We start from the raw sequence: 23217 nt of genomic DNA on the forward strand, positions 1-23217 counted from the left end.
TATTTCAAATTTGAAATATTTTAGTTTCGATTTTGAACTGCCATGAATTTGAAGATGATTGCCAACTGGACTTGGAAAGGTCCAGAAATTGCCTAAATGATAACCTCGTAGAGGTCTGCAATTCTCTCTGTTATTGCATAATTTCCCACAAAAAATCAAAAAAGGATTCGGAATGAGACTTTTCCGAACCCTTTTGGTCTTTTTAAACTGAAGCGACAAATATGGTCGCTTCTTTTTTTACTACACATGCTTCAAATAGCTTTCTTTCATTTGAATTAAAGTATCATCGGCAGGCTGGCTCCAGATTTGATCATTGAAAATTTCCACCTCAATGGGCCCTGAGTAGCCTACTCTCTCTACAGCTTTACGGATGCGGCTGATTTCAATGACACCGTCGCCCATCATGCCCCGTCCCTTTAGCATATCAGGTGTAGGAACCAGCCAATCGGAAACATGGAAGCCCAGAATTCGCCCTTTGGCCCGGCTGATCTGGTTATATAAGTCCGGATCCCACCATACATGAAAGACATCGACAACGACCCCTACCTGTTCAGGCCGGTATGCTTCCGCAAGAGTGTTAGCCAGGTCCATTGAAACGACCACCGACCGTTCTGCCGCGTACATAGGGTGCAGCGGCTCGATTCCTAATTTCACCCCATGCGATTCCGCGAAAGGAACCAGCTGGGCGATTCCTTCCTCGACCATTTGCCGGGCAGATACAATGTCACGGTCAGGAGACGGCCCGCAGACCAGAACGAGAACATCCGTCCCCAGCTCAGCCGCTTCTTCCACCGCTCTTTTATTATCGTCTATTCTTTTTTGCCGTTCAGCTGCAGACCCAGCCGGGAACATGCCGCCTCGGCATAAACTGGAAACCTTTAATCCGGCATCCTTTATGAGCCGCTTGCTTGAGCTTAAGCCTAATTCCGCTACCTTATGTCTCCAGGGGGCGATCCAGGGAACTTCCGCCCGGGCACATCCCTCGATCGCTTCTTTTAAATTCCATTGCTCTGTTGTAATTTGATTCAGACTAAGACGCTCATAGTTTTCCACTTGAATATTCCTCCTGACGAATCCCGGCTAAATTCAATACCAGCTTCATTCTTTCAGCAGCAAGCTCAGGGTCCGACAGCAGTCCGGCCTGGTCTGCCAATACAAACAGTTCAGACAGATGCACGATGGACCTGGCACTCTCAGCCCCGCCAATCATGCGGAAATGGGATTGGTGCCCGTTCAGATAGGCCATGAAGACGATACCGGTTTTATAGGAATAAGTTGGCGCCTGGAAAATATGGCGTGACAGCGGAACTGTTTTTTCCAATAATGCATGATAGGATTCATAGTCATGTTCATCCAGAGCATGCAGGGCTGCAGCTGCCGCTGGTGCGATGGCGTCAAAAATCCCCAGCAGTGCATGGCTGTATCCGTGTTCATCCCCTTTAATCAATTCAGGATAATTGAAATCATCGCCGGTATACATTTTTACACCTGGAGGAAGAAGCCTGCGCATTTCAATTTCACGGGAAGCATCAAGAAGAGAGATTTTAATTCCGTCAACCTTGTCTTTGTTATCCCAAATGACATTCAGACAGACTTCCATTGCATCATCCAGATTCTTGTAGCCCCAGTACCCTTTTAAGGATGGATCGAACATATCGCCAAGCCAGTGCAGGATAACCGGCTTTGAGACCTGTCTTAAAATATTGGCATAAATCCTCTCATAATCCTCAGGGCCTTGAGCACAATCTGCCAGGGCCCTGCTTGCCATCAGGATGATTTGCGAGTTGTGCTGTTCCACAAATTCGCATTGCTCCTCATAGGCAGCCTGAACATCCGCTAAGGTGACGGATGGGCCGGGGAGCAGCTGATCTGTCCCGGCTCCGCATGCTATCCTGCCGCCTTCCGCTTTTGCCTCCGCCGCCGACCGGCGAATGAGCTCCTTTGCGTGCTCCCAATTAAGACCCATTCCGCGCTGGGCCGTATCCATTGCCTCTGCCACCGAGAGACCCATAGACCATAGATGTCTTCGATAAGCTAAAGTGTTTTCCCAGTCGATCTTTGCCTTTAAAACGGGATCGGAATCTGCAAGAGGATCACAAACCACATGTGCAGCTGAAAAGGCGATCCTGCTTTTGAAAGGGCCTTCCGGCAGGATGAAAGCTTTATGATTTCCAGCATGGTATTCATATGTCTTGCCGGTTTTATCTGGCAGAGTTAACCGTTTCACCATTCTTTCTCACCTCCAGGCTTAATTCAGGTACATCAATCCAGCGCCGCTCCTCCCACGATTTAAGCCCTAATTCAGCCAGCTGAGTCCCTTTGGCACCCTCGAGCAAATCCCATGGAAACGATTCGTCGGCTGCAATATGCTTCAAAAATAGCTCCCACTGGACCTTGAAGCCATTATCAAATACCTGGTTATCCGGGACTGTTTGCCATTGTTCTGTAAATGTAAAAGGATTCTCAATGTCAGGATTCCAAACAGGCTTCGGTGTATTGATGCGATGCTGAATCTTGCAATCTCTTAAACCAGCTACAGCGCTTCCGTGTGTACCATCTACTTGAATCGTTAATAAATCTTCCCGGTTAACCCGGACAGTCCAGGATGAATTTACCTGTGCAACAATGCCGCCTTCGAGTTCAAATGTTGCATATGCAGCATCATCGGCCGTGCACATGTACGTTTTTCCATTTTCATCGACCCGTTTTGGAATATGGGTTTTACCCAGGCAGGAAACAGACTCTACATTGCCAAATAGGTTGTCGAGGACATATCGCCAATGGGCGAACATATCAACAATAATCCCGCCGCCATCTTCCTTGCGGTAATTCCAGGATGGCCTCTGTCCAGCCTGCCAGTCCCCTTCAAATACCCAATAGCCAAATTCCATCTGAACGGATAGGATTTTGCCGAAGAACCCTGAATCTATCAGTCTCTTTAATTTTAATAGTCCCGGCAGGAATAATTTATCCTGCACAACCCCATTTTTCACGCCAGCTCCGTACGCCAGCTTTGCCAGTTCAATAGATTCTTCCAAGCTTGTGGCAGTAGGTTTTTCGCAGTAAATGTGCTTGCCGGCTTTTATGGCTTTCCGAATCGCATCTGCCCTGCGGACGGTTGTTTGAGAATCAAAATAGATCACATTTTGCGGATCAGCCAGGCACTCATCAAGGTCTGTGCTCCATCGGCTTATATTGTGCTTTTCAGCAAGCGTTTGCAGTTTATCCTGGTTTCGTCCTACTAAAATCGGATCCGGCATAATGACATCACCATTGGCAAGCTCCACCCCGCCTTGCTCTCGGATTGCCACGATAGATCTCACTAGATGCTGATTTGTTCCCATCCTTCCGGTCACACCGTTCATGATAATCCCAATATTTTTAACTGCCATAATTCTCTTCCTCCTTTTTGACTTTAGAGCCAAATAATTTGTTGTTTAGCTTACTTTTATTCTAAAAATTTCTGAAAGGATTATCTCATCCATATCGGAAGGCTTTTTGCAATATCGGAGATAAGAGGGGAAATCTATTAGACTTAGCTCTGTTAAATTTGCCTGTTGATTTCCGTTGCAGGTAGTCGCTTTCCGCGGGCGGTCCGGGAGCCTCCGCGGAGCTTTCGCACCTTCCACTCCAATCAACAGGGTGCTAAAAACTTTTTTAGATCTTTCAAAAAAAATACCGTCACTTCTCAGTTGAAGGACGGTAATTAATGAGATCATTGGTAAACAAAATCTGCTAAATAAAGAGACAGCTGTGGCACATACGTAATAACCATTAACGCTGCTATCAGCACAAATATAAACGGCATGGTACCCCGAGTTACTCCAGCCAGCGACATTTTGCTGATGCCTGATGCCACAAAAAGATTCAATCCGAAAGGAGGAGTCAGCATTCCGATTGCCAGATTGATAATCATGATCACGCCGAAATGAATCGGATCAATTCCCATTTCAAGCACTACCGGCAAAAACAGCGGGACGAGGATCAGCACTGCTGCGCTCGAATCCATGAACATCCCCACGATCAGCAGGATGATGTTAACCAGAATTAAGAAAACAACGGGATTTGATGCATACTCTATTAATGTTCCTGCGACGGTAGACGGGATCTGTTCATATGTTAAATACCAGCTGAACACCTTCGAAGCAGAAATGACAAGCATAATCATGGCAGATGTCACAATCGATCTTTTAGTTACGGCAAATAATTCCTTAATAGTCAGTTCCTTATAGATGAAAAAGCCAACGATCATACTGTATACAATCGCAACCGCCGCGGCTTCGGTAGGCGTAAATACACCAAAGTAAATGCCGCCAAGGACGATCACTGGCATCAAAATTCCCCAGATGGCAGAAACCGTTGATTTCCATAATTCTTTTCCGGTCGGTCTTGGATCTGGCTTATGTCCCTGTTTCTTGGCAATAACATAGCCAACAGTCATAAGAATCAGTCCGATGAAGATTCCCGGAATGATTCCGGCAATAAACAATTTGCCGATTGAAACTTCAGCAACAGAGCCATAGACTAAAAACGTTATACTGGGAGGAATAATGATGCCGAGCGAGCCGGATGCACACATTAATCCAACCGAGAATCTTTCCGAAAAGCGTGCTTCCTTTAATGATGGAATCATAATGCCCCCAATCGCAGCAACCGTTGCAGGGCTTGAACCCGAAAGGGCAGCAAAAAACATGGATGATAGCACCCCTGCAATTGGCAGGCCCCCGGTTGTCCAGCCGACCCATTTCTTCGTAAAATCAATCAATCTCTTGGACGTTCCCCCTGCCAGCATTAAATCCCCTGCAAAGACAAAGAAAGGAATGGCCATCAGTGAAAAGGAATCTACTCCTGAAAACATTGTTCTCGCTAATGTATCCATCGGAACATTGCTTTGAAAAATAACAATAATCGTACTTAACGCAATGGATATAGCAATTGGAACCCCCAATAATAAAAGAAGCACAAAGATAATTAATAGCATCATAGTTTTGAAGCCTCCTCTTTTGGAGGAATAATAGTTTGATTTACTGAACGTAAACTTTTCACATCCTGAACTAAAAGCTGCAGAAAGCGAATCATCATCAGGCTTGCCCCAACAGGGAGAGCGAGATATGGGATATACATCGGCATTCCGGTGGACGGAGTCACACTGCCGAATTCAATAACACTTGAAACAATCCCGCTGCCTGACCAAATTAAAAAGATACAAAAAACGATGGAAATCAGATTGGATATCATTGAAAAGATTTTTTTCCACTTATCAGGCAAATACGTAACAAGGGCGTCCATAGTGGCATGCGCTTTTTCTCTGACGGCAATACTGCTCCCTATAAACACAAACCACACTATTAAGTATCTTGCCACCTCCTCTGACCAGGACAGCGAATAATTGAAAACATATCTGAGCACTACTTGAACGAACACAAGCAAGGAAGTAAAGATTAGGGAAATCACTCCCACATATTCTTCAAAATAGTTCAAGATATGATTGATTTTCTGCATATAATTCCCTCCTTCTTATGAAAAGCGCAAGCGCCTTGCCCACCCCCGACACCTCGAGGGGGTAGGCGCTGGAGCTAGACAGTAATCGACGTTCAAAGTTTTATACTTTCTTATTTTGTTAAAAAGAGACGGCTATAAGCCGTCCTTGATTGTATTTTTAAACATGCTATTGCGCTTCTTTTATGGCATCCAGTAATTCCTGTCCGCCTTCCACTTTCTTAAAGTCTTCATATACTTCACTTGTAGCCTCAATAAATAACTCTTTTTCTGATTCTGTCAGTTCGGTAATTTCAATCCCTGATTCCTTTAATTTTTTCATATAGGCTTCTTCATCCGCAGCAGATTGTTCCCATTGCCAATCCGTTACCTCAGCCGACACTTCATCTACAGCTTTCTGAAGATCTGCCGGAAGCTTCTGATAGAATTGCTCGCTAATTAATAATGGATAAGCCATATATCCATGACTGCTTAACGTTAAATAATCCTGGACTTCATAAAATTTCTTGCTGACAATATTGCTTAAAGGATTTTCCTGCCCATCAACCGTTTTGGTTTGGAGAGCTGTATATAATTCTGCAAAATCAATGGAAACCCCGCCGGCACCCATCGCCTGGAACTGCGAAATTAACAGCGGGCTCTGGGAAACACGCATCTTCAGGCCGTCTAGATCCTCCGGCTGTTGAATGGCTTGTTTGGAGTTCGTTAGATGCTTGAATCCGCCGTCCCAATATCCTAATGCACGAAGCCCCTGTTTCTCCAGGTGCTGGTTGAAAATTTCACCCACTTTCCCATTTACAGCACTTTTAACATGGTCACGATCTTTAAATAAATAAGGCAGGTCAAACACTTCAAATTGTTTAACAAAGGCAGGCAGAACGCCGGTAAAAGGAGCGTTCATCTGAATGGTTCCAGACTGCATTTGTTCCGTGATTTCCCGATCCGCTCCCAATTGGGAATCAGGAAACACCTCCACTTTGATTTGACCATCGGTACGTTCCTCCAATAGCTCTTTGAACTTTTCCGCAGCCTTCCCCTTAGCTGTTGAAGCGCTTACAACATGTGCAAATTTTATAACATAGTCCCCATTTTCCTCAGCCTTTCCGGTTCCCTCTGTTGCTGCACTATTCCCGCAGCCAGCTGTAACCATAGCAATCATCAAAATGCAAATCGAAAATAATCCCCATTTTCTTTTCATGTCCCTTTGGCCCTCCTATATAAAATATTTTTCTCTCTTGTTTACTATTTTGAATTTTCTTTCAACTATTGTCTTATGAGATTGAGAGAAAAATTCTTAATTTTGGAGATAGGCAATTAGGAAACGGTATCTGAAACATCTGAAGGTGGCTGAGAGGACAAGCGGAATTTATTCGGTGAAATCCCCACCAAATTTCTGAAAGTACGATAAAAGGTTGATAATGTTTCATATCCAACCTCAAAACAAATGGACACGATATCCTGATCAGATTGAAGCAGCAATTCCTTTGCATGTTTAATCCTTACTTTCTGAAGATATTGCAAGGGGGTGTCATTAAATTTCCTTTTAAAAATATCATTCATGTATCTTGTTGAGATTCCGAATACAGCAGACAGACTTTCTGCCGTGATATTATTGAAATAATGCCTTTCTATGTATTCCTTCATTTGTATGGAGCGAATATCATTCGCATCCTGAACAGAAGAATAATTCTGCTGGCGCAGCAAATGAATGATAATTTCAATAAGATATACAGGCATGGACAATTTTCCAAAAAGGTCTCCATTTTTTTGTTCATATAGCATTTTTCTAATTAATGGCCGAATTTCACTTGCTGTATATAAATCGAGTTCGAAATGCCGGGAGTTTTTCTCCATTAAGGCAAGCAGCTCTTTTTGCAGGTTTATTTCCATCGAAGGTAATGAAAATGCCAGAACCAATACCGTCATTTTTGTGGTCGCTTTTATGGAGTGAACACAATTGGGAGTAATCAGCACTACTTTGTCTTTGGAAAAGTTATAGGCCTTGCCGTCAAGGGTAATATCACCTTCCCCTTCAAGAGCATAGAGAATTTGAAAATGATCATGATAATGCTCAGAAACAAACTTGCCTCTGAGGTGCTTGCTTTCATACAAATTAATTCCTGTTTCCGGAAAATCGAATTTTCTGTAAAGCTTTTTGTCCATGAGGTCCTCCTTATAAAACGAGATATTTGTGATGATATTTAATATTCTCTATATTCAAAGGTTACCCTTTAATAAATTTCGGCGAAGGAAAATGATATAAACCAGAATTTTTTTTGTATTATTAATTATTTTTCATTTATTCGAAACACAATGAAGGCTCAAACCAGAAAAATGAACTTCATAATAGCAATGCTTAAACCTTGACCGGGATTAATTTAGACCAAATTCCTACTTCTAGTCCTTTGTAATTAAAACGACCTCCATTTATATATGAGAAGGTCGTTTTTTGATAAAATTTAATTTCCTGTTTGGGATATTTGGCTGACAATTTGGTTCAAAGCTTCGTTTATTGGTGTAGCAGGGCGACCTAATAATTTTTCTAAATCGTTACTGTCTATCTCTAATCCTCCATCTCGAATACCTTTTTGCATGTTTACGAGCATAGGAAGATAGGCTTCTGGTACCCCTGCACCTTTCATAATGTCGGCATAAGCAGCATCATCGACTTGTTGTACAGGTACTTCTTTCCCTAAAACCTCGCCTAGAGCAGAAGAAAATTCCTCTTGAGTCATTAGCTTACCGGAAAGTTCGTAAACCGTATTCACGTGCCCTTCTCCGATTAATACATTCGCTGCTGCCTCCGCTAAATCTTGTCGAAGTACCCAGCCTACTTTACCTTCACCAGCAGATGTAATCCAAGCTGCTCCTGCCATCGCGCCTTTTATGCTGTTAATTTCATTTTCAAAATACCAATTGTTCCGTAAAAATGAGTATGGGATGCCTGTTTTCAAAATAGCTTCTTCTCTAGCTCGATGAGGTGGGGCGAGGAAAAATTGGCTTTCACTAGCATTTGTTACACTTGTATAAGCAATAAACTTCACTTGAGCACGCTGAGCTGCAGATACAGCATTCTTATGCTGTATCATGATAGTTTCATGATCCCCGAACGTAGATATAATTAATAGCCGATCAATTCCTGAAAAAGCAGAATCTAATGTTTCTGGCTTATCAAAGTCACCGTATCGAACATCTACTCCACGGGCTCGCAACCCTCCTGCTTTTTCTGGATTTCGAACACTTACAGCCAACTTACTCGCTGGTATAGTTTTTAATAATGCTTCTACAACCTTTAATCCTAATTGTCCTGTCGCACCTGTAACTAATATTTTCATTTCTTTCCCTCCATTTAAAATTTTCATATTTAATCATTAAGCTTAAGAATATACTATAGGTACAGTCACAATAATAAAAGTAGGCATTTTTTTATAACATAGTCACAAAAATAGTACTATTACGAGAAAGAGGGAAAACAATAAATGGCTCGATTTAATTTCCAAGGAGAAAAGCCTCCTGAAGAACTAGAGGTAGTGTGTCCTTTGACACTTACGCAAAATGTAATTGCTGGAAGATGGAAAATCATCATTTTATGGCATCTAAGCCAGCGAACAATTAGATTTAACGAACTTCAAAGGTTGTTACCTGGCATTTCAAAAGGAATTTTGACAAGACAACTGAGAGAATTAGAAGAGGATGGAATAGTTCACAGAGAAGTGTATAAAGAAGTTCCTCCTAAAGTGGAATACTCGCTAACAGACCAAGGGAAAAGATTTATCACAGTACTGGATGCGATGAAAGAATGGGGTAAAGAATTTATGAAGAAAAAAATAGAGGAACACAACTACTCCACGCAAATAGAAAAATAATAGGGCATTTAAAAAGCCTCAATAACAAAATGCCAACGAAAAAAGCAGGTTCTAATCGCAGGAATTTTTTATTTTTCATTTATTTATATCAAATACCTAGTTCGTAACTCCATCCAGCATTTGACTTAAACTTAAACTAAACTGCACCGTTAATTGAATTCAACAAAAAAGCATTAATCCTTCATGGATCAACGCTCATAATAATGTCATATCTTAGCTTTATCTGTTCTGTGAAACTTGATAATTATTCTTTCCGTTCAGTTTTGCTTGATACATAGCTCCATCAGCATATTTCAGCAAATTCCTGACATCCATATTGAAATCATCGCAAAAGGCAATTCCGATACTGGGAGTAATTGAGATAACAATATTCTGCACCGACATTTTATTAGATAGAGTATCGATGATCTGTTGGGCAACATGTTTTGCATCGTCGATTGTAGTTTCCGGAAGTAGAATTGTGAATTCATCACCTGCAAGCCTCGCCACAGTATCCTTATTTTCTGTACAAGCCGTAAGCCTACTGGCGACTTCTTTTAACAATATGTCTCCTAAGTCATGACCAAAGTTATCATTTATTTGCTTAAACCCATCTAAATCAAGATACATTACTGCGACTAGCCCTTTATTGTAATCAGCTGATTCAATTGCATGATTAAGCCGTTCTTCAAACAATCTCCGATTTGGCAATTGGGTAAGAAAGTCATAATGAGCCATTTGTTTCAATAATCTCTCTGAGGTTTTACGATCGGTTATATCTTGTATTTGAGAAATAAGGAATAATGGCTTGTTTCCTTCCCGCACAATGGATACAGATAATAACACCCAGACGATCTTCCCACTTTTGTGGACATACCTTTTTTCCATCTCAAAAGAGTCTCTTTTTCCTTCAACTAATTCTTGTGTGTAAGATAAATCTGTATATAAGTCCTTGGGATAAGTTAAGGTTTGAAAGTTCGTGGTAAGAAGCTCACCCTCTGTATAACCAGTAATGTTAGTTAAAGCATGATTCACCTTAATCCATTTTCCCTCTAATGAGACTAAGGCCATCCCAATCGGAGCAAAAAAAAAGGCCTGATTAAATAAATCTATATTTTTAAACATATTTATATCCTTTTTATGTAAAGTTGAAATACATTCTCAATTTTTTCATTTTATCTCATACTAAACTTGCAAGCAATAAAATTCAACTAGCTTAACAGTCTGAAAAGGAGTAAAAGAGAAGAGAGCTGCAAAAACAGCACAGAGAATTACACACCATTTTATACAAAACTGCCCATTCAGCACAATAAGAAAAGCCGCCTAAGCTGGCAGCAGGATAAAAAATCAGTTATGAGAGTCTTTGTTTAATAGTGAATTAATTAATATCTAGATGCAGTATATCTCTAAAACTTAATCAAATAAAGATTGTCTTGGTTCAGCCATTCCAAATTGTGCCCATTCTTCCTTTGAAGGACCGTAGATCCCTGGAACTCTAAGTCCTGCCTGTCTCATTAGAATAGTCATTTGTCCCCGGTGATGAGTTTGGTGTTGGTTTAGAAATAATAAAAGACTTCCCTTTGTCATTTTAATACCAAAGAAATCAATTTGTTCCAACAGGATCTGATCAGTCCATTGAGTTTTCAAAGCCTCAACAAACACATGTGAAGATTTAATATAGCTTTCAGCAATGAAATTAGCAGAAGATGGAACAGACCAGTCTTCACTAGGAGCGTCAAATCTTAAACCTGCCTGTGAACTAATCACTTTGATAGATGTGACAGTATGCCACGCAATACGTCCTAAAGGCCATTGATTTGGAGTGACTTCTTGCTTTAATGATTCATCCGTAAGATTTTTAAGAATCCTGCTTGTAGCTCCAGCCTCAAATTCCCAGGATGTATAAAAATCGCTTAAGCTATGATACATCTTCAAACACCTCTCAAATATATTCTTATTTTAAAATTCTCCCTTTTAATAAGATTACCTCCTCCTTTTTTCTCTAAGGATTAATCCCAGAAATTTGGAATTCCAACAAAAATCATTAATTGTAAAACTCCATATGTGTTTTTTCCTTTTTATAATAATCTAGTCTGTCTTGTAAAGTACCTGTATGAAATTCAAACTTATGCCCATCTGGATCAGTAAAATAAATAGACTTTTTATCTCTTTCGTCTCTTGGACGACCTGACAGGATGTTTACCTTCAATTCTTTTAGCTTACGGTACATATTATCAAAATCCGCTTCTTCTATTGAGAAAGCTATATGTGTATATGATTGGCAAATTTCAGTACGGGGAATATCCTTTTCTTCATTTAGGGCAAGCCATATACCATTTATATCAAAATAGGCAGTACTTCTTCCCTTAACTAACAACTTTGCTCCAAACACATTTTTATAAAACTCAATAGAAGCTTCTAAATTGGAAACTGAAAATAAAAAATGATTAATGCCTTTTATTGTCACCAAATCACCCCAAACTAAGTTTGTTTATATAGTCATAATACAAAAGTCATATTGAAGTATTCTGCCCCGTTTAATCAATAGTGACTTTAACAAAAAAGCAGTCCTGTGTTACTCAACTTATATGAATGTCTGTTCCATAATGGGCTAATTGTAGTTTCTTTGCCACAGATTGAGATGCTAAGTTGTCCTTAGAAGTACTATATAGCGCAATTCTTCCTAGTATTTGTACTTCTGCAGCCCAGGCCTTTGCAACATCTGCACCGTATGCTCTTCCACGGTAGTCTTCATGTGTAAATACACTTGCTTCGTCGGCTTTTGAAGTCTGCCTTGCACTACAGCAAATTGAAACTGGTATATTGTCTTCAATTATTACAAAACAGGGTTGCTTGTAATCAAAATCTTCATATGTATATGGAAAATGAGGCTTTAAAATTTCTTTGTTTTCATGTGTTACTTTAATTGCTCTTGAATAAGTTCTGTCCCTTACATCAGGGAATACATACGCCGGCCCAATCCATACAGTATTTAAAAGATGGTCAATGCTTAATGCCTTTATAATTTTTTCTAGATGATCATCAGAGTTAGCTCGTATAACTTGCTCTAACTTCTCTGCAATACTCTTATCCAGAGAGTTTGAATACCTTACAATACTCCCCATTCTAGTGGCACCAACGAAAATTTTTGGCGCTGCACTGTAAGGTAGTTCATTCACAACTGTCACTCGATTTTCACTATCATGTCTAAATAACACATTCACATGATGCTCCATCAATTCTAAATCAGTTATCATACTATTCCTCCGCCATCATCTTTCTGTCTTATATTCAAGATAACAGAGTCATTTCCTGCCGGTTAATTTAATCCTGCCTCTATAGCACAAAAAATCCTTCTCAGCTCGAATCTGTTCTTGAACATAAACACCAGTTAGCTCAATAAGATGTCTTGCTTTATTTCTTTAAGCATGAATTCAATGAATTCATAAAAAATTTGGGAAACAAGCTCACTACTAACTGCTCTTCCGTTATATTCATTTAGACAATGTTCAACCAACTGCAGATATTTATGAGGCAGATTAGTTAATCCCCATTCCCCGCCTTCTCGCTTTGAAGATATCTTACCTTCTTTAATAAAAAAAGAACTCGGCAGAGATTTAAGGTTAGGTACATAGGAGTCAGGTACGCAGGTGGATTGCTTATAATCTCCTCTGCAGCTCCCTCCACGTCATGCAGAATTGAGGCAAGGTAATATTGACTATCGATCGGTTCATAAAGTTCACTTAATGGTTTTCCATACAGTGTTATTCCTCTCTCATAGGCAACAACGATTTGTGAAGCTAAATCTTCATCTTCAAATCCCCCGCAAAGATAATTCTCATTTGTGCGATATTTCTCCCTGTGATAATCGGAGTAATGAAACTCAAAAGGAGTTGGATAAACAAACTTTTTTAGGAAAGTTTCTAAGATAATAGTAAACTCTATTCCGCGCTCATTAGACATTTCATCATGTAAGGATAAAGCTAATTTTGCGATCCTGGAATTATTTACTGGTTTTAGCTTTTCTTTTACGACGACTAAGAAATCGATATCACTTTTATCGGGGTTAAAACAACCCATTGCCAGAGATCCATGTAAATAAATCCCTAACAAATTATCCCTAAGTTCTTCTTTAAAAAGATTAGTTATTTTGTCTAAGAAAAGCTTAGTATCCAAATCGACCCACTCCCCATATTCTTCCATCAGCACTCTAAGTATAGATCAACTGAAAACTTGGTCAAGGTAAAACTTAAATAAAATTAAATCAACTTATGCTCTTTAGCTGAATAAGAAAAAAAGCTGGATCCTAATGGATCTTCAACTTTTGCACCCTATAGTTAAGTACAATGTTTCACAAGCTTAATTAGGTATAAAAAAAGGCTGTCGGAACAGCCTTCCCTTGTCAAATCTTTATTAACGATTTTTAAAAATAGATTTTACAATATTTTTTTACAGTTTGATTGAATTTTCCAATCCTCATTATGGATGGCCGCTACTCAAGGCAATTCTTTTACTGCGGGCAGAATCATCTTCTAATCTAGCTAATCAAATTTCCCCTCAGCCACGGTCGGGCCCGGTAGAAGCCAATCGGGATTTGGATCAGACTGGTTTTTCCCTGTGTATCCATTCTGTATATATCATCACACAATTTCACATCAAACCCGAGAAGCGGATGTCCGCCCATCCCAAGAGCTGTCGCTGCTAAAAGCAGCCGCTGCACGAGCATGCCCGCTTCCATTTGCTGGATGCGATAGCCTCTGTACCCAAGTGTAGTTCTATAGAAATCTTTATCCCCTGCCACATGAAAGCAGAGCGGGACTTGGTACAGATTCACATTGCCAGCAGGCATTCCGTATTGAAGCGCAAGCCGATGGTCTCCGGGATTAAGCTCCCTTAGTGAATGAGCATCGCGGTCGTAATAGTAAGCCCCATCCGGAATCCCTTCGACATTATTCAAACACACATATAGAGTTACACGTGACGCGCGCTTTTCTAGTGCCCTATCTAAATCGTTTCTATACAAATAGGATTCTGTCGCCTCCTGAAGCAGTGCAGCAAGCAGCTCCTGGCTTACCTTACCTGAAACGAAATCCATGTCCGGTGAAAAGCGCTCCCGGCAGACTGCCGCCAAATCATACGATATCCTTTTTACAGGGGGAAGAGTCAAATGCCTGCCTTCACAATTGCTTTCTTGGGTGTTGATTTGACGAAACGATTTAGCTGATTCCTGCATGGATGCTTTATTGATGCTGGTTAACATCGGAAATTCTTTCACTTTGATGGATCTGAGGCAGTAATTATTCTCAATCGATGTTACTTCCTGGCACAAATCAGAGGCAGTGGCCATTCCGTCCCTGCTGCTTCTGTTCGCAAACCAGCTGGTCGGTTCAACTGACAGCGGGATAACGGCATATACGCTCTCCACCTGATCAGACAGTCCAAGGAGATGGTTAAGAGCACGATCAAGAAATTGAAAGTAAACTCCCGCTGCAAAACCAAACCTCTTTGTAACCTCCAATAACTGTCCAATCACTACACCTGCATCCAAGCCCTGCAGACGATATGCAAAGTTATTGTATTTAAAGTAATTTTTCCAGAACATGGTCGTCACAAACACAGTCCCAAAACAAGATGACAAATCACAGCGATTGCCAAGAGCATGGGCAATATAGGAATCGAAATTACCCTTGCGCAGCAGCACCAGGCGGTGGTGCAGCACATCATAGTGGTAGATCCCCTCCGGCAAATCATCCAATTTCAGAAACATGTATAATTCGTTAGGATACAGCGCTCCGCCAGAAGGTACAGACCGCCGAAGCGACTGCATTAACCCATCCGCCTCTTCATTGGAACCCATTGGAAAGACAGATTGGCTAAACTGATTAAGGCCGAATGTATACCAAAGAAAATGACCGATTCTCCTAAGGTCAGGATTTGCCGGTGCCGCGCATTCTTCAAGAGAAAGGGGAACCTCCAGCGACAGGGGAACAACTGGCAAGCCCCGGTATAGCTTATAGGCAAGCGGTGCATCGTCCCAATCCACTTCCCAATCCGGCGGGCTTATCTGGTCAATATCAAAATGTAAATTGTGCAGAAATGTATCTGGATTCATCTTATTTACCTCCCGGTCAGGCTTATGGAAATGGGTGGGGATGTGGATTAAGCTGATCAAGAGTAAGCGGCTCTTTTACATATCCGAGATTCATTGGAACCTTTAACACCCTTTCCAGCCCTGTTACACGTGTCAGGTGGTGTCCAAATGTCATGGGCAGCATACCGGGTATCAGAACCTTGACACAATGCAATCCACTCCGTTTTATTTCCGGTGTCGTCTGATCCACCACTATTGCATCCAGATTTTGCCGGTGCAATGCCTGAAGAAGGTCCTGCAGATCATCTGTAAGATCTGCATGTCTCCTATCCCGCTTGAACTCCTCTGAAAACGTTCGGAGCGGACGATTTTCATCCAGCAAAAACTTTAGGCGCTCCTCTGCTTCCGGTAAACCGTAAAGCATCCCATGGTCATCCATTTTGCCGACGAGGGAAGAATTTTGCAGCATTTGCTGTAAATCCGTCTTGTTCTCTTCAAACTTATCGTCCAGTGTCCCCATCATTCCAGCTAACTCATGAACCGCGCTTTTTACCGCCCGTACCGGGTCGGGATGGGCTCCGGCCGCGCAAATGATATTCAAGCCTTTTTTCTTCCTGTTTTTCGCCATCGCCCAAATACTCGGAATTCCATGCTCCATTGTTGCGTTATACAGATGCAGATCATATCCCGCCACTGTTCTCACCCGATCAATCATCAGATGCAATTCCTGGTCATTGGAGGAATAAGGATCAAGACGCGGAAGGGCCAGCTGTCCGTACCAGGCCATCAGGAATGAATCACGCTCCACCACTTCTAAAATACCGTAGAAGATCGCTTCTTCCAGGCTGCCGCCCAGTGCGCATCCGTTGGATGTTTCATAGACAAATCCATTCCCGCACCCTAGGCTGTAATAAGCAAGCAGCTCAGGAACCAAAATCGGGCGCTCCTGCAAAAACGAATAACCCCATACCCAATTCATCGGAATATCAGGATCAAATTTTTTAAATGGAAAGTGCGGCCGTGCATACTGTTCATCTGCATGCACACCTACTTTTAAAGGATTAAGAGCCTGATCTTCCAGGTTACGGAAACTGTCATAGACTGCTGTCCTCTTTCCACGGGGCGATATGCCGCAGGAACGTTCAAGCCCCTCCAAAATGGCTGTCAGCTCGCTCACTTTATAGGAATGAGTGCGGCCAGCCACACCTTCGTCCCCTCTAAACATCGGAAGGTTTACGACTACATCCGCAAAAGGCGGTGTGAAATCATACATTTTGCCATTTAATAAACCTGTCTTCGGATCCAGGTAATTTCTGACGAGCGTTTGATCTAAATCTTCCAATGAGCGGCAGCGGTAACTGTCTGCGCTTATTTTCGGACTTGGCTTGATGGTAATTCTTGCAGCTGCCTGTGAATCTTCAGGCAGGGAGCTGCACACTTGGCACAATGAATCCGGCAGAATGAGGTGGCAAGAGGTTTTAAATGTTTTCAGGCTGACCAAATAAATCCGCCTTTCCAGGTCCGCCAAGCTGTCCTCCAGGACCCTTTGCACCTCTGCCGCAAGCAGGTAGGACATCTGTAAAAGTCCCGAGCGCGATGACCATGCGTCACGATTTAATCCGCTGCTCTCTTCGAATCTTTGCTGCAGTTCCCACATCTCTTCCCGGTCACGCCCGGCCAGAAGTTTTCGAGTGTCCGCACACTGTGAGCATCCCGGCGCGGACGGGTGAACGAATGGGCCAATCACACCCTCTCCAAATGATACAAAACCTCTCAGCCAGGGAATACCTGATGATCGTGACACTTCTTCCGCCTTTTTATGAGCTGAAGGCATCCAGGTATCGTTCACCACCAGAATCAAATCAGTCCCATCCGGCAGTTCAGGCTCGAAATTCACATGATGAACTACCTTATATTCGGCGGGCAGTTCTTTGCATATGCTGTCCGCCAGCAGTCCTTCTCCCACAACTACCACGATAGCGCTCACTGAGATTCCTCCTCTCGTATGAACACCCCATAAACCCCTGCCAGACTCTCTTTCAAGAATGGTTCGAACGAAAATTCACAGACTAAGAGCCGCTTGCTGTTCTCTTCCAGCACCTGTCTGGCAGACAGCAAGATCTGGGATTGTTCCTTCTCATCACAAGGAGGAATGACTAGACATTGAGGCTCATTTTCTTCCAGAAGCACAGATGATGCCTCCACTGCAGTTCCCTTATGTCTGCCCATTTGGTTTTGCACCTGTATAATCGCATGCTGCAGCGCTTTCCTCAAAGCTAATGTCATATTAAAGCCAACACTGCCAAACCAGCGATCGTTCGTACCTACCCAGACCACAGGGAAGCCGGACACTTCCTCACCCAGGCAGATTTTCGGTGTTCCCTGCAGCGTTGTCAATGCATCCAAATAGAACCTGCAGCGTTCATCATCTACTGCACTCAATCGCAGCGGAGCAACTGTTTTCTGAATCGCTTGACGCATAGCCAGTTCCTTTTCCAAACACCTATCCAGCCCGCGTAAAACACCCTCTGCAAATGTTTCCCCTGCTCCAATTCCAGCTGGATCAGAAAAATCTACAATATTTTCCTTTATTTCAATATTTGGAGGCAGCTCAAGCCGGCCGGCCATCCGCGACACATACGCTTCAATCCCGGTCAAACCCGCTTCCCGGCGTGCCTCCGTATGGCTCAATTCGGTGCAGACAATGTTCGGCAGCAGATCCGCCGGTCCCTTGGACAACGGATCGACTGCCTGAACCTCGCATTGCGCTAATGGAAGCTGCTTTAAATCCCCTTCCTCCCATGTATGAAAAATCCCAGATTCTTTGGAAGTCAATTGGCTGAAAAAAAGAAACAAGCTGTCAGGATTATTTCTTCCGGAACTCTGACCGATCCTCTGATCAACATCTTGAATCCATTCCACAGCTGCATTTCCGGTCAGGATCGGATGAGGCAGGCAGGAATGCCAATTTCCTTCAAGCGTCTCCAGATTCAGCAGGAAAAACTGATTTCTCTGTTCAGCACTGATTAATCCAGTAACCTCTTTAAACAGTTCAAACACGATCAAATTAGCCAGCATAGCTCCTGCCGTGGAGGAGCTGGTGTGCAATTGCTTGTCTTCGCAAAACGCGGATTGATGTACGCGATGCCAGGCAGACTCCCAGCACCCATCTGATTCCGGATGCACGATGGGACCTGCCATACCTGCCTGTTTGTGGATAATAGCAGGAATAAATATCTTCTTCTCTTTCCTGCAAGCGGCATGTATAACCTGCAGCTCCTCAACATTCCCTGCTTCTGACACATATAAAATGGAATCATACGGCTGAATCAATTCTGCCCAGGTATGATCTTCCTCACTCTCGCGGGCTGCCTCCTCTGCAGTAACTTCGGGGTCTGTTTGCCGGGCATGTGCGACTATCTCCTTCAGCCGCTGTGTATTAGTCGATTCAGGGTCCGTTATGAACATATGAACCTTAGGCAATCCCGACTCAATCAGCGAAGAAACCAGCGAAACGAAAAAAGGCCCGGATCCTGCTGCCAGCACTTTAGCCTGCCGGTAGGCCTGGAAGCGATATGCACCCGAATCACCAAAGCTTTCCAGCAATTCAATCTGGGAAGAATACTTTTTAAGAACATGCTCTTCCAACTGATGAGGATGGTCCCCGCTTACGTCCCGTACAAAGCCGTTACGGTACAGCACTTCTGCAATTTCAAACACCCGATTCCTATGCGGGCCCGGCAAGCCGGCTGTCAATTCCCCCAGCGAATACTCGCCATTAAACATTGGCATCAGCTTTTGAACCCACTGATCGATCATGCTGCCTTCCATGCGGAAGGAGCTTGCATTATTCCGAAAATACACACCTTTGGCTGGATCAGGGATAAAAAACGTGTCCCTTTTTACCTTCAGCCGCACAGAAGGGGTCAAATTTTTCATTTCGCTCCTCCTTACCCGTAAACTATGCCTATTTATGAAACATACCTTCTCCATCATTCTATGTATTGGGATTTGTCTCATATGTCTGAGACTCAGATGAAAAGCCCCTCCATACTGAGGGGCTTCCCTTTTCTTATAAAACTGAAAATACCAAACAGGCTAGCGTCCGCCGCAACGGCCACCGCAGCGCCCGCCACAGCGGCCTCCGCATCTAAAACAGTTAGAGCACCGGAAACAATTAAAGCAGTTAAAGCAGCTGAAGCAGAAAAAGAAAAAACAGCTAAAGCAGCCGCCAAACCCGCCGCATTGCCGAGCCTGATCCATATAGTATTGGTTCTGATCCCACGGAACGGCCTCGTTCGCATGGAAATCACCAACATTCAGCATTTGAAGTTCGTTTTGGAAATCATTCATGATCATACCTCCGAATTTTTTAATATAATGTGCCAGCAACATGAAGGGGCATAATGAAGAACATCAGAAATCAATCATGATCCTGTCTGTTCTTCGGATACTCTCTTCATCAAAATATGTGTCAGGATGGGGGATTGTTACTGAATCAAACACCCATATTCAGCGGGTTTCATTTATTAAAGCAAAAAAGGATGTACCTGCTAATAGCTGGCAGTACCCTTCACCACAGGAGTAGACGTATCATGAATAGCGGTCAAATTTCAGGAATTTACCCCTCTTCCCTGGCAATACTAATTTAGTAACGGCATTTTCATTGGAGGGCATAAACTTGAATAACACCTGGCTATCGCTCATACCATTTCTAATCGTAATCGGAATGTCCATCTGGCTGAAGAACATCCTGCCGGGTTTGGTAGTGGGCATACTTGTTGGCTCCATTATAGTAACGGCAGACTTGCTGTCGGGGACTGAACAGTCGGTGGCTTATATTGTAACGACCCTATCCGATGAAACGAATATCAAGATAGTCGGATTTTTATATCTGTTCGGCGGGCTTGTCGGGATGATGAATATTGCGGGTGGCATTAAGGGGTTTTCCGAATGGGCCGGGAGGCGGATCCGGTCAGAACGCGGTCTTCTTTTGTTCATCTGGATCACCCTCCCCTTCACCTTCATGATGCCGATGTTTCGAATTATGATGATTGGGCCTATAATAAAATCCTTAATCAAAAAGATGAACCTGTCCAAGCAAAAAGTGGGCATGACTTTGGATATTTCAACCGAATCAGTCATCGTGCTGCTTCCGGTTGCAACGGCATTTGTAGGCTTCATGGTGTCCCTGGTTGAAGGCGGCATCAGCGGGCTGAACCTGGATATGTCGGCATATGAAATTTTTTTATTAAGTATTTTGTTTAACTTTTACGCGATCATTATGCTGCTGATTGGTATTTTTCAGACATTCTGGCCGCGAAGAAAAAAGCAAGGGCAGGAACAAGCCCATACAGATCTGGAAGAAGAAGAGCATGAATTCCACCGGATGGGAATTAAGAAGGAATTATCGCTTGTCAAAGCCCAGCCATGGCATTTGATTTTCCCGGTCTTTTTATTGCTTGCCTTTTCTTTGTTCCTGTTATGGCAGGATGGCATGGCACAGGGCGCAAATACAATATTTGAGGCTTTTTCCATGGCAGATGCTACATTTGTGATGCTGCTGGCTGTTTTTATTACCCTCGTTTTAACCTTTGTTTTCTACATAATTAGACGGGAGAAGATGAACGAAATTCTTTATCATTTTTATGACGGAGGCAATCAGATGATGGAGGCGATCAGCCTGCTCATTCTGATTTGGGCGCTGACACTGGCGGCGGAGGATCTTGGGTTCTCCGACTTTATCGGGCATTCACTTGGAAGCTTTCTGCCAGCCTTCCTGACTCCAGCAGCCATCTTCGTGCTCGGATCAGTGGTCGGCTACTTTATTGGAAGCTCGTGGGGAACCTGGGGATTATTCATGCCGCTTGGAATTACCCTGGCGGTATCGACTGGTGCCTCCATTCCGCTTACTGTTGGAGCCGTATTTGCAAGCGGGGCATTCGGAGCGTTAACCTCACCGCTTGGAGATACGACCATTACCACTGCTTCGATTCTCGATATGGATTTAGTTGATTATGCCCGGTACAAATTGAAGGTTTCAGCGATTGGCGGTGTGATTGCAGCCGGGCTATTCATTGCTGGCGGGTTGTTCGTCCAATAGTATATCTAATATATCAAAAGGCTCCTGCTGTTATAGCAGGAGCCTTTCTAGCCATGGGAAAGCAACTGTATTTAGTCCATCTATTATTCATTAAATGCAAATTAGTTTTTTCATAAATTCCCATTTATAAATTCTTTATTAAAAATCTTCCCTAGCTTATCCTCCACACATTGAATCATTTCACCCGAATGTATCAAATCTCTAATTCCTTCGAGAAAAGGATATAAATATTGGTCTTCTTCCATTTTAGGGATAAAGCAAGCAAGCTTGTCCAAAACAGCTTGGCTTGCAGATCCTGGTGAAGGATAATTGTCAGTTAACTGGTGAGCAGTGTAAATAGATAACAACTCGATTGCTAACACATATTCCAGTTTTGAGGCAACCTCTCGTGCCTTTTTTGCTGCATTGTAGCCCATCGCAACATAATCTTCTTGATCAGCGCATGTAGGAATGCTGTCTGCTGTTGCAGGATGGGAAAGTATTTTCATATCATTTAAAAGACCAGCTTGGCTATATTGCGGAATCATTAGACCAGAATTTAACCCTGCATTTTTAATTAGAAAATTGGGTAACTCGGAATGCTTTTCATTAATGAGTCTGCTATTACGCCTTTCTGACATCTTGGCAAGGGCAGCTGCCGCGATACAGGCAGAATCCAGTTCAATGCCAACATAGGAAGAATCACAATTGCAGCCTGAGATTGTACCCCCTTCTTCACTATCTGGCCATAAAATTGGATTGTCACTGCATCCATTCATCTCTATTTCAATTGTTGTATGTGCATCATTAAGGGTTTTTTTTGCCGCTCCGTGCAGCTGTGGAATAGCCCTTAGGGATAAGGGGTCCTGTAAACGGTAATTTTCAAAAGCTTTAGCCATATGTGAGTCTGAAAGTATCTTACGTATGTTGGAAGCTGTTTCTTGCTGTTCTTTGTGCGGTCGTACAGAAATCAGCCGTTCATCAAAAGCTCGGACTGTTCCTTTTAAAACTTCAAGAGACATGCCTCCAATTATATCAGCGGTCTCCGCTGCCTTTAACATATCGTACAATGCCAGTGCTCCCATGCCAGTTGGACTGGTTGTACCGCTCGTAAGTGCCAGCCCTTCTTTTGCTGAAAGGGTTATTGGTTCAATCCCAGCCAGGTGCAGCGCTTTTTTCGCCGACATCAGCTCCCCGCCAAAATAAGCCTGTCCTTCCCCTATTAAAACAAGGGCGATATGAGCCTCTGGACTTAAATATCCCACCGATCCTTCTTTTGGAGAAAATGGAGTCAAGTTTAAATTTAAGAATTGTCGGTACATCTCCAAAGTTTCAAGACGAACACCAGAATAACCCTGGCCAAGATTTTGCAGAACCATTAGCATTATCGCTCTTACGACTTCTTTTGGAAGTGGTTCACCAACAGAGGCTGCGTGAGATAATAAAATGTTTCTCTGCAGCTGTGCAGTTTCTTCAGGAGAGATTATTTGAGTATAGAGTGCTCCAAAACCGGTATTAACACCATACATGATTTCCCCCTGCTCGATCTGCTTTTCTAACAGACGCCGAGATTTATCCACCTTCACCTGATAAACTGCAGAAAATTCAACATCAGCCTTAAACCGGGCGACCGCTACAACCTCTCCCAGTGTCAGTCTATTGCCTAAGACAACCTTTCTTATATCTTTAGCATGCATTCT

20 protein-coding genes and 1 pseudogene are annotated in these 23217 nt (G+C 42.8%); 3 read left to right on the plus strand and 18 right to left on the minus strand.

The features are described from left to right. Nucleotides 1-240: 240 nt before the first annotated feature. The 8 genes from ACXAD1_RS13915 to ACXAD1_RS13950 all read right to left on the minus strand — a co-directional run bounded on the left by ACXAD1_RS13915 (nt 241) and on the right by ACXAD1_RS13950 (nt 8834). Nucleotides 241-1053, minus strand: a complete 813-nt coding sequence (locus ACXAD1_RS13915; RefSeq protein ID WP_474910369.1) for a sugar phosphate isomerase/epimerase family protein — start codon at nt 1051-1053, stop codon at nt 241-243. Further along, entirely contained in the window at nt 1040-2230 is a 1191-nt protein-coding gene (locus ACXAD1_RS13920) for a dihydrodipicolinate synthase family protein (RefSeq protein WP_206844765.1), read from the minus strand. The genes ACXAD1_RS13915 and ACXAD1_RS13920 overlap by 14 nt, the downstream gene beginning before the upstream one ends. Beyond that, nucleotides 2202-3392 (minus strand): Gfo/Idh/MocA family protein, encoded by a 1191-nt coding sequence (locus ACXAD1_RS13925; RefSeq protein WP_474910370.1) that lies wholly within the window; start codon nt 3390-3392, stop codon nt 2202-2204. The genes ACXAD1_RS13920 and ACXAD1_RS13925 overlap by 29 nt, the downstream gene beginning before the upstream one ends. A gap of 323 nt (nt 3393-3715) precedes the next feature. Beyond that, nucleotides 3716-4984: a TRAP transporter large permease gene (locus ACXAD1_RS13930; protein ID WP_206844763.1), complete on the minus strand. Its 1269-nt coding sequence runs from the start codon at nt 4982-4984 to the stop codon at nt 3716-3718. Next, on the minus strand, nt 4981-5502 hold the full coding sequence (locus ACXAD1_RS13935) for a TRAP transporter small permease (protein WP_474910371.1): 522 nt from the start codon (nt 5500-5502) through the stop codon (nt 4981-4983). Before ACXAD1_RS13935 ends, ACXAD1_RS13930 begins: the two co-directional genes overlap by 4 nt. A gap of 166 nt (nt 5503-5668) precedes the next feature. Beyond that, on the minus strand, nt 5669-6697 hold the full coding sequence (locus ACXAD1_RS13940; protein ID WP_474910372.1) for a TRAP transporter substrate-binding protein: 1029 nt from the start codon (nt 6695-6697) through the stop codon (nt 5669-5671). 116 nt (nt 6698-6813) lie between these two features. Then, nucleotides 6814-7662, minus strand: a complete 849-nt coding sequence (locus ACXAD1_RS13945) for a helix-turn-helix domain-containing protein (protein ID WP_206844760.1) — start codon at nt 7660-7662, stop codon at nt 6814-6816. A gap of 296 nt (nt 7663-7958) precedes the next feature. Next, nucleotides 7959-8834, minus strand: a complete 876-nt coding sequence (locus ACXAD1_RS13950) for an SDR family oxidoreductase (RefSeq protein ID WP_474910373.1) — start codon at nt 8832-8834, stop codon at nt 7959-7961. Nucleotides 8835-8978: 144 nt separating this feature from the next. Between ACXAD1_RS13950 and ACXAD1_RS13955 the strand changes: the two genes are divergently transcribed. Then, complete coding sequence (locus ACXAD1_RS13955) at nt 8979-9365, plus strand: winged helix-turn-helix transcriptional regulator (protein ID WP_474910374.1); 387 nt, start codon at nt 8979-8981, stop codon at nt 9363-9365. Between the two features lie 219 nt (nt 9366-9584). On the opposite strand, the gene ACXAD1_RS13960 is transcribed toward ACXAD1_RS13955, so the two are convergent. From ACXAD1_RS13960 to ACXAD1_RS14000, 9 genes and pseudogenes are all read right to left on the minus strand, one after another. Beyond that, nucleotides 9585-10469 (minus strand): PAS domain-containing protein, encoded by an 885-nt coding sequence (locus ACXAD1_RS13960; protein WP_474910375.1) that lies wholly within the window; start codon nt 10467-10469, stop codon nt 9585-9587. Between the two features lie 288 nt (nt 10470-10757). Beyond that, entirely contained in the window at nt 10758-11273 is a 516-nt protein-coding gene (locus tag ACXAD1_RS13965) for a DinB family protein (RefSeq protein WP_206844751.1), read from the minus strand. Nucleotides 11274-11388: 115 nt separating this feature from the next. Then, nucleotides 11389-11811: a FosM family fosfomycin resistance protein gene (gene fosM, locus ACXAD1_RS13970; RefSeq protein WP_206844750.1), complete on the minus strand. Its 423-nt coding sequence runs from the start codon at nt 11809-11811 to the stop codon at nt 11389-11391. Between the two features lie 112 nt (nt 11812-11923). Beyond that, on the minus strand, nt 11924-12601 hold the full coding sequence (locus ACXAD1_RS13975) for a GNAT family N-acetyltransferase (protein WP_474910376.1): 678 nt from the start codon (nt 12599-12601) through the stop codon (nt 11924-11926). Nucleotides 12602-12735: 134 nt separating this feature from the next. Continuing rightward, nucleotides 12736-13547: pseudogene (locus ACXAD1_RS13980) on the minus strand (aminoglycoside adenylyltransferase domain-containing protein). 334 nt (nt 13548-13881) lie between these two features. After that, complete coding sequence (locus ACXAD1_RS13985) at nt 13882-15456, minus strand: SagB/ThcOx family dehydrogenase (RefSeq protein WP_474910377.1); 1575 nt, start codon at nt 15454-15456, stop codon at nt 13882-13884. A gap of 22 nt (nt 15457-15478) precedes the next feature. Beyond that, the gene (locus ACXAD1_RS13990; RefSeq protein WP_474910378.1) at nt 15479-17422 is read right to left on the minus strand and encodes a TOMM precursor leader peptide-binding protein; all 1944 of its coding nucleotides are present in this window, start codon (nt 17420-17422) and stop codon (nt 15479-15481) included. Continuing rightward, nucleotides 17419-19374: a putative thiazole-containing bacteriocin maturation protein gene (locus tag ACXAD1_RS13995; protein ID WP_474910379.1), complete on the minus strand. Its 1956-nt coding sequence runs from the start codon at nt 19372-19374 to the stop codon at nt 17419-17421. Before ACXAD1_RS13995 ends, ACXAD1_RS13990 begins: the two co-directional genes overlap by 4 nt. A gap of 159 nt (nt 19375-19533) precedes the next feature. Continuing rightward, nucleotides 19534-19830 (minus strand): heterocycloanthracin/sonorensin family bacteriocin, encoded by a 297-nt coding sequence (locus ACXAD1_RS14000; RefSeq protein WP_370222955.1) that lies wholly within the window; start codon nt 19828-19830, stop codon nt 19534-19536. Between ACXAD1_RS14000 and ACXAD1_RS14005 the strand changes: the two genes are divergently transcribed. Continuing rightward, nucleotides 19829-20023, plus strand: a complete 195-nt coding sequence (locus tag ACXAD1_RS14005) for a hypothetical protein (protein WP_206844743.1) — start codon at nt 19829-19831, stop codon at nt 20021-20023. The genes ACXAD1_RS14000 and ACXAD1_RS14005 overlap by 2 nt on opposite strands. A gap of 93 nt (nt 20024-20116) precedes the next feature. Next, entirely contained in the window at nt 20117-21538 is a 1422-nt protein-coding gene (locus ACXAD1_RS14010) for a Na+/H+ antiporter NhaC family protein (protein WP_474910380.1), read from the plus strand. A gap of 110 nt (nt 21539-21648) precedes the next feature. Here ACXAD1_RS14010 and ACXAD1_RS14015 read toward each other — a convergent pair whose 3' ends face one another. Further along, complete coding sequence (locus tag ACXAD1_RS14015) at nt 21649-23214, minus strand: HAL/PAL/TAL family ammonia-lyase (RefSeq protein WP_474910381.1); 1566 nt, start codon at nt 23212-23214, stop codon at nt 21649-21651. Nucleotides 23215-23217: the final 3 nt, after the last annotated feature.

The organism is Cytobacillus sp. ABV4_503 (assembly GCF_056158445.1).

Excerpts from the sequence above, each read along its gene's own strand:
- ACXAD1_RS13920 (WP_206844765.1), bottom strand. The coding sequence starts at position 2,230 with ATGGTGAAACGGTTAACTCTGCCAGATAAAACCGGCAAGACATATGAA.
- ACXAD1_RS13925 (WP_474910370.1), bottom strand. The coding sequence starts at position 3,392 with ATGGCAGTTAAAAATATTGGGATTATCATGAACGGTGTGACCGGAAGG.
- ACXAD1_RS13930 (WP_206844763.1), bottom strand. The coding sequence starts at position 4,984 with ATGATGCTATTAATTATCTTTGTGCTTCTTTTATTATTGGGGGTTCCA.
- ACXAD1_RS13935 (WP_474910371.1), bottom strand. The coding sequence starts at position 5,502 with ATGCAGAAAATCAATCATATCTTGAACTATTTTGAAGAATATGTGGGA.
- ACXAD1_RS13940 (WP_474910372.1), bottom strand. The coding sequence starts at position 6,697 with ATGAAAAGAAAATGGGGATTATTTTCGATTTGCATTTTGATGATTGCT.
- ACXAD1_RS13945 (WP_206844760.1), bottom strand. The coding sequence starts at position 7,662 with ATGGACAAAAAGCTTTACAGAAAATTCGATTTTCCGGAAACAGGAATT.
- ACXAD1_RS13950 (WP_474910373.1), bottom strand. The coding sequence starts at position 8,834 with ATGAAAATATTAGTTACAGGTGCGACAGGACAATTAGGATTAAAGGTT.
- ACXAD1_RS13955 (WP_474910374.1), top strand. The coding sequence starts at position 8,979 with ATGGCTCGATTTAATTTCCAAGGAGAAAAGCCTCCTGAAGAACTAGAG.
- ACXAD1_RS13960 (WP_474910375.1), bottom strand. The coding sequence starts at position 10,469 with ATGTTTAAAAATATAGATTTATTTAATCAGGCCTTTTTTTTTGCTCCG.
- ACXAD1_RS13965 (WP_206844751.1), bottom strand. The coding sequence starts at position 11,273 with ATGTATCATAGCTTAAGCGATTTTTATACATCCTGGGAATTTGAGGCT.
- ACXAD1_RS13975 (WP_474910376.1), bottom strand. The coding sequence starts at position 12,601 with ATGATAACTGATTTAGAATTGATGGAGCATCATGTGAATGTGTTATTT.
- ACXAD1_RS13985 (WP_474910377.1), bottom strand. The coding sequence starts at position 15,456 with ATGAATCCAGATACATTTCTGCACAATTTACATTTTGATATTGACCAG.
- ACXAD1_RS13995 (WP_474910379.1), bottom strand. The coding sequence starts at position 19,374 with ATGAAAAATTTGACCCCTTCTGTGCGGCTGAAGGTAAAAAGGGACACG.
- ACXAD1_RS14005 (WP_206844743.1), top strand. The coding sequence starts at position 19,829 with ATGAAGGGGCATAATGAAGAACATCAGAAATCAATCATGATCCTGTCT.
- ACXAD1_RS14000 (WP_370222955.1), bottom strand. The coding sequence starts at position 19,830 with ATGTTGCTGGCACATTATATTAAAAAATTCGGAGGTATGATCATGAAT.
- ACXAD1_RS14015 (WP_474910381.1), bottom strand. The coding sequence starts at position 23,214 with ATGCATGCTAAAGATATAAGAAAGGTTGTCTTAGGCAATAGACTGACA.